Annotated in this window: 5 protein-coding genes; 3 read left to right on the top strand and 2 right to left on the bottom strand. The window is 70.0% G+C overall.

What is annotated here, in order from left to right; translation table 11 throughout:
* Positions 1–144: 144 nt before the first annotated feature.
* Positions 145–1,566, bottom strand: a complete 1,422-nt coding sequence (locus tag ACFV9G_RS29510; RefSeq protein ID WP_378732987.1) for an AMP-binding protein — start codon at positions 1,564–1,566, stop codon at positions 145–147.
* A gap of 77 nt (positions 1,567–1,643) precedes the next feature.
* On the opposite strand from ACFV9G_RS29510, the gene ACFV9G_RS29505 reads away from it, so the two are divergent.
* Together ACFV9G_RS29505 and ACFV9G_RS29500 are read left to right on the top strand one after the other, a co-directional pair.
* Positions 1,644–2,984 carry a glycosyltransferase family 4 protein gene (locus tag ACFV9G_RS29505; RefSeq protein ID WP_378732984.1) on the top strand — a complete coding sequence of 447 codons (1,341 nt, stop codon included), beginning with the start codon at positions 1,644–1,646 and terminating at the stop codon, positions 2,982–2,984.
* 117 nt (positions 2,985–3,101) lie between these two features.
* Positions 3,102–4,217, top strand: a complete 1,116-nt coding sequence (locus ACFV9G_RS29500) for a DUF1972 domain-containing protein (protein ID WP_378732982.1) — start codon at positions 3,102–3,104, stop codon at positions 4,215–4,217.
* Between the two features lie 6 nt (positions 4,218–4,223).
* Here the strand turns inward: ACFV9G_RS29500 and ACFV9G_RS29495 are convergent, their stop codons facing one another.
* Positions 4,224–5,426, bottom strand: coding sequence for an MFS transporter (locus ACFV9G_RS29495; RefSeq protein ID WP_378732980.1), 1,203 nt, complete (start codon positions 5,424–5,426; stop codon positions 4,224–4,226).
* 532 nt (positions 5,427–5,958) lie between these two features.
* Here ACFV9G_RS29495 and ACFV9G_RS29490 point away from each other — a divergent pair.
* The coding region (locus ACFV9G_RS29490; RefSeq protein WP_378732978.1) for a DUF222 domain-containing protein at positions 5,959–6,815 on the top strand (857 nt) is incomplete at its 3' end.

Genomic DNA, 6,815 nt, shown 5'->3' with positions numbered 1-6,815 from the left:
GGCCGAGCGTGTCGAGACCAACACGGTCCCCTCCGCGCTCCATGAGATCGTGTTGGTCTCGACACGCCTCCGCCTAGCGGCTCCGGCGGCTCGACCAGCGGGGGTGGGACGGTCAGCGGGGGTCAGCGGCGGTGACCCGCGGGGTCAGCCAGCGGTCGAGACCAGGGCCTGAGCGGCAGCCTGGTCGATCTTGCCGTTGCCGAGGCGGGGGAGCTGGGCGACGGGGACGAGTACGTCGGGGACCGAGTCGGGTCGCAGCACCGTCGGGAGGCCCCGACGGAGATCGTCCAGCTGAGACCCCGGGCCCTCGACGAGGCTGACCAGGTCGCCCGCGGGGGTGGCGGCGGTGAAGGTAGCCAGGCCGAAGGCCTGCTTCACCTCGGCATCGAGGGCGTCCAGGTCGACGAAGCTCGCGCTGCGCTTCACCCGGCGGCCCGCCCGCCCCAGGCAGAAGAGCTCCTCACCGCGCCGGGCCCCGACATCGCCGGTCAGCACCCGCTCCGGCCCGTCCCAGCGTGGGAACTCGCCGCTCGGGGAGCCGAAGAGATAGCCGCCGGGCAGGTGAGGCGACTCGATGGCCAGCATCTCGCCCGCCGGCTCCATGGACGTACGCCACGCCCCGACCGCCCCGCGCCCGATCCCGACCGCGCCGTGGACCGCCGGCAGGTCGTCGCCGGCATCGAACCGGGCGGCGCTGGCGAACCCGATCGTCTCGCTGGTGCCGTACGTGTTGACGACGGTCGGGACGCCCAGGTCGAAGACCCGCTGCGCGTCGGCGGCGGAGAGCCGGTCGCCGCCGGAGCCCCACACCCGCAGGCTCCGCGGAGCCTCGTCGACCCGCTCGGCGGCGGCGAGGTCGATGAACCGAGGGGCGAGCCGCAGGTGCGTCGCCTCGACCCGGGCGCAGAAGCCGAGCGGCCGGAGCCGGTCGCCCAGCGATCCGGACAGGTGGAGGGAGGATCCGGTGGCCAGGGCGACCAGCAGGTTGGTCATCGCCAGGTCGTAGGAGAGATGCGAGACCTCGGCCCACGCCGAGGAGGCGTCGAGATCGAGCGCGGCCGCGCCGTGCGGGACGAAGGCGTCGATGCCGGCCCAGGAGGACAGCACTCCCTTGGGGCCGCCGCCGGTGGAGCCGGAGGACATCGCGACGTACCCGGCCTCGAGGTCGGCGCGGGACGAGGACGCGACCGCCCGGATCCCCGACCGGTCGAGCACGACGTCAGGATGAAGCGCCTGGAGGAGCGACCGGCGGTGCTCCTCGGTCGCCGACGGGTCCACGAAGCAGACCGAGAGGTCGCCGAGGATCGCGGCGACGAGCGCCACCACCGCGTCGGTGGACAGTGGCAGCGACACCGCGACCAGCGGCTGCGGGCGGCCGGCGGCCGCGACGAGGGCGAGCTGCAGCTCCTCGGCCGCGCCGACCAGCCCGTCCGCGCCGACCGACGTGCGCCGGTCCGCGATCACGGCGTGCGACCGGGGTCGGGTGCGTACGGAACGGATGCGCTCGGCCAGCGGGTTCACCCAGGCGACGCTAGGAGCCGCGAGGCCCTGGGACACCCGCGTCACCGATCACGATCCCCGGATTCGGGGATATGCCGGGCGTCCCCGTCGAGGGGGTCTGCGTGCTCCTCAACGCTGCTCATATGGTCAACGCAGCCCAGCAGAGACATGGCGTCGCAAAGACGCACGTGCTGATCATCGTCCAGAACCTTCCGGTGCCGCTCGACCGACGTGTCTGGCTCGAGTGCCAGGCGCTGGTCGCGCGCGGTTACGAGGTCAGCGTGATCTGCCCGAAGGGCCCCGGCGATCCCGGGCGCCAGCAGCTCGGCGGCGTACGCATCTACAAGTATCGGCCCGCGCCGCAGGCCCGCGGCGTGCTCGGCTACCTGCTCGAGTTCGTCTACTGCTGGATCCGCACGGCGCTGCTGGCCAACAAGGTCTGGCGGGACCGACCGTTCGCGATCATGCAGGCGTGCAACCCGCCCGACACCTATTGGCTGCTGGCCCGCATCTGGAAGCGCCGTGGCGTCCGGTTCGTCTTCGACCAGCACGACCTCAACCCCGAGCTCTTCCTCTCCCGCTTCGGTGCGCCGACGTCGCTGTCGGGCCGCGCCCAGCTGGCCGCGCTGCGCTGGCTCGAGAAGCAGACGTACGCCACCGCCGACAAGGTCATCTCGACCAACGAGTCCTACCGGAAGGTCGCGATGACCCGCGGTGGGATGGCACCCGCGGACGTGACCGTGGTCCGCAGTGGACCGGACACCTCGGTGATGCGCCCGGTGCGGCCCCACGACGTCGTCTCCCAGGGCGATGACACGGGCAGGCGCCACACCCTGGTCTACCTCGGGATCATGGGTCCGCAAGATGGTGTCGACACGGTGCTGGAGGTCATGGAGGAGCTCGTCCACCGGCGCGGCCGCAGCGATGTCGACGCCGTGCTGATGGGCTTCGGCGACTGCCTCGAGGACCTCGAGCGACGCTGCACCGAGCTGGGCCTCGACGACGTCGTCACCTTCACCGGACGGGCCGGCTCGGCGCTGATCGCTCAGCACCTCAGCGCCGCCACCATCGGCCTGTGCCCGGACCTCAAGACGCCGCTCAACGACGTCTCGACGATGAACAAGACCATGGAGTACATGGCGTACGCCCTGCCGTCGGTCTCCTTCGACCTGGTCGAGACGCGGGTCTCCGCCGAGGACGCGGCGCTCTTCGTTCCCTCCGGGGACGTGACCGCTTTCACCGACGCGGTCGAGTCGCTGCTGGACGATCCCGAGCTGCGGGTCGAGCTGGCCCTGCGGGCACGAGAGCGTGCGGCGAAGGTGCTCGACTGGGGCCCGCAGTCGGCGGCGTACGTGCAGGTCTACGACTCCATGTGCGCGATCGGCGAGGCGCCGGCGGCGGTGGACGGGTTCGAGTACGTCGATCTGGACGACCCGGACGCGCTGCGCCAGTTCGTGCTGACCCGGGGACCCGCGGTGACGTAACCCATTTCGGGTAAATGACCTTGGGTTGGCGTCCGCGGTCCCCGCGGATGCTCTTGGATGGCTCCTTGTGCTGAAAATAGGGGCCGTCGGCTCCTAAAATATAGGAGTCAACCCCACGTGACCCCCACTGTACGGATGCTCGGCACCCGTGGTGTGCCCGCAGCCCACGGCGGCTTCGAGACCGCCGTGGAGAACATCGGGCTCGACCTGATCGACCGCGGCTGGCGGGTGGTCGTCTACTGCCAGGACGACGAGCCGCACGCGGACCTGCGCATCGACTCCTGGAAGGGCATCGAGCGCGTCCACGTACCGGCGCGGCACGACGGTCCGCGCGGGACGATCGAGTTCGACGTCGGAGCGGTGCGTCATGCTGCCCGGGAGGCCGCGGAGGACGGCAGCGTGTGTGTGACCTTCGGCTACAACACCGGCGCGCTGAACTCCGTGCTGCGCTCTCGCCGCGTCCCCAACATCATCAACATGGACGGCATCGAGTGGAAGCGGGCTCGGTGGTCGGGCCCCGAGAAGGCGTTCCTGTGGACCCAGGAGCGGGCCGCCTGCTGGCTGGGCGACCACCTCATCGCCGACCACCCCGAGATCGCGCGCCACCTGGAGACCCGGGTGCCGGCCGAGAAGATCACCACGATCGCCTACGGCGCGCCGCGGGTCGTCGACGCACCCGAGTGGCCGGTGCTCGACCACGGGCTGGAGCCGGGTTCCTACCTCACCGTGGTCGCCCGGCCGGTCCCGGAGAACAGCATCCTCGAGGTCGTCCGGGCCTTCTCCAGCCGACGCTGGGGCCGAAAGTTGGTCGTGCTGGGTTCCTATGACCGCGCCGACGACTACCAGCGCGCCGTCCTCGAGGCGGCGAGCGACGAGGTGGTCTTCCTCGGCGCGATCTACGACACCGACATCGTCTCGGCCCTGCGCTTCCACTCGGTGGCGTACGTCCACGGCCACCAGGTCGGCGGCACCAACCCCTCGCTCGTCGAGGCGCTCGGCTGCGGCAACGCGGTGATCGCCCACGACAACCGCTACAACCGCTGGGTCGCCGACGCCGCCGCCCTCTACTTCTCCGACGAGGCCGGCATCGTCACCGCGCTGGAGCGGCTCCTGTCCGAGCCCGACCTCGCGGCGTCATTGTCCTCGGCCGCCCGGGATCGTCATTCCGCCGAGTTCACCTGGAGCCGGATCACCGACCAGTACGAGCAGCTCATCCGCGCCCACCTGCGCTGACCTCTTCTAGACGTCGGTCGGGACGTCCGCGGTGCGTGGTGTGGCCTCGCGGGCGGTGTAGGCGCGGTAGGCGATGACGCAGGCGATGGTGAGGACCGTCGCCGTCGCGGCGCAGACGGTGAAGAGGGTGTGCCACTGGTTGCGGTCGGCGGCCGGGCCGGCGATCACGGCCGCGATCGAGCTGCCGATGAAGAGCGAGGCGGCGAAGCAGGCGACGACGGTGCCGCGCGCCTCGGGGACGATCGAGGTGGCCCAGGTCTGCAGCGAGGTGTGCAGGAAGGCCCAGGTGATCCCCAGCATCACGACGATGCCGATGATGGTGGGCACCGAGACCCTCATGGTCGCGGCGGCGTACCCGGCGGTCAGCGCGACGCCTCCGATCCCCATCAGCGCCCAGCGCGGGAGCCGTCGGGTCAGGGCCTTGAGCACCTGCGAGGAGAGCAGGACCGCGATGCCGTACGCGGCGGCCGCCAGCCCCGCCCGCGCGGCATCGACGCCCTGCGCCTGGAGCGCCGGTGCGAGCAGGGTGAGGACCCCCAGGACGAGGCCGCCCTCGACGAAGACGAGCAGCCCGACCACGATCACCCAGCGGTTGCTCAACGCGGCCCGGAACGAGGCTTTGACCCCGCCGCTGGTGGTTCGTGGCGGCTCGGCGAGCGAGCGCAGGCCCCAGGCGCTGACCAGTGCCACGAGCGCCGGCACCGCGAACACGACCCGCCATCCCGCCAACTGTCCGGTGATCCCCGCCGCGGCCGCGGCCAGCGCCGTACCGACCGCCATCGCGGCCATCAGGTCGGACAGTGCGCGCTGTCTGTGGGTGTCGGAGACGGTGTCCCCGACGTACGTCAGTGAGGTCGGCACGATCGCCCCGAAGAACGCTCCCGCGACCACCCGCACTACGACCAGCGTGATCAGGTTCGGTGCCGCGGCCGATACGAGCCCGGCGATCCCCGCCCCGACGAGCGCGCCCTGCATCAGGCGGACTCTTCCGAACCTGTCCGAGAGGGCTCCCCACAACGGCTGGCAAAGTCCGTACGCCAGGTAGTAGCCGCTCGCGATCGCCACCGCCTGTCCCACCGAGACCCCGAAGGTTGCTGCCACCAGGACCAGGATCGGGCTCACCACGAATCGGTCGAAGCTGCTGACGAACGAGGCTACTGAGATCCAGAACGGGGGGCGTTGGGGGGACAGGTCGGGGGTGTGGGGCACGCAGTCAGGTTAGTAAAGGACTGGTGTCCCTGGTGGTCGAGCTCCGTCGAGCCTCCCTGCTCCGCTGGTCGAGCCGCCGGAGCCGCTAGGCGGAGGCGTGTCGAGACCAACACACGTTCCTCCGCTGGGCGGGTCTGTCGAGACCTCCCTGCCGGAACGGTTCACCCGAGGGCTGGTCAGGGCCGCCGACCCTTGCTTTGAGGGTCTTCTCGACGGGCCCCGGAGTAAAGGACGGCCTGCGGCCGCCGGCTTCGCCGGCCGCTATCGCGGTCCTTGACACCGGCGCCCGTCGAGAAAAGATCTCGCTGGCTATCGGGGCGGCGGCCCGGGTGTGGCGCAGCAGAATCCTGCTGGGATCAGTGGGGCTTATGGGGGTGGAGTGGTGGCCCTTCGGGCCACTTACCATCCACAGGAGCGATGCCTTTCGCCCATCGCGAAAACAGCGTTTGAACTGGGAAAATAGATAGCCGGGAGGGCGCGTGAGGCGTAGAATCAGGGCCATCACAACACACCTCTGAAGGAAGGACTGGCGATGAGTCTCGGCCGCGACATCGACCCCCGGGGAACCAACCCCGGCGATGCGATCGACGCCGCCCTCGAGGCTATCGAGACCGCCCTCCACGACCTGCTCGCGAGCGACCCTGCTTATTGGCGCACCGAGCAGAAGAAGGACCTGCTGGAGCGGTTGGAGAAGCTCCAGGCCCAGCAGGCCGCGCTGAAACTGCGGGTGCTTGCTGTTGCGGGTGATATCGCGGAGGAGACCGGTGCGAAGGATGCCTCGGCCTGGATGCGGGCAGAGTTGTTGGTCGACAAGGGGGCGGCGCGCTCGCAGATCAAACTGGCGACCAGGGTCGCCAAGTACGACCTGGTGGCTGCCGGTCTGGCCGAAGGCGTGGTGTCCCTGGACAAGGCCCGCGTCATCACCCGGGCGTTGGACAAGGTCCATGCCGACCCTGTCGCGAGCGCCGAGGACCTGGCCCTGGCCGAAAAGCTCCTCGTGGATTACGCGACCCAAATGACGGCGAACGAACTCCGCATCGTCGGCCGAAAGATTCTCACCGAGGTCGACCCCGCCCGATTCGAAGACGCCGAAGCCAAAGCTCTGCTCGCCGAGGAAGAACGCGCCCAGCAGAAGACCGCGCTGCGGATCTGGGACAACCACGACGGCACCATTGGGTTCGACGGTGTCCTGCCGACCTCGATCGGGATGCGGTTCAAACGACTCGTCGAGGCCTACGCCCAACCCCGCAAACAACAACTCGTCACCAAAGGCAGCCCGCTGCCGCCCTGGGAACGACTGATGGGCCAAGGTTTCACTCGTCTGTTGGAGACCATCGATCCTGCCAGCCTGCCCCGGCACGGCGGTGATGCGACCATGGTCAACGTGGT

Origin of the sequence: Nocardioides sp. NPDC059952, assembly GCF_042730435.1 — a bacterium.
Lineage (GTDB): Bacteria > Actinomycetota > Actinomycetes > Propionibacteriales > Nocardioidaceae > Nocardioides.
This window is presented reverse-complemented; position numbering and strand designations above follow the sequence as displayed.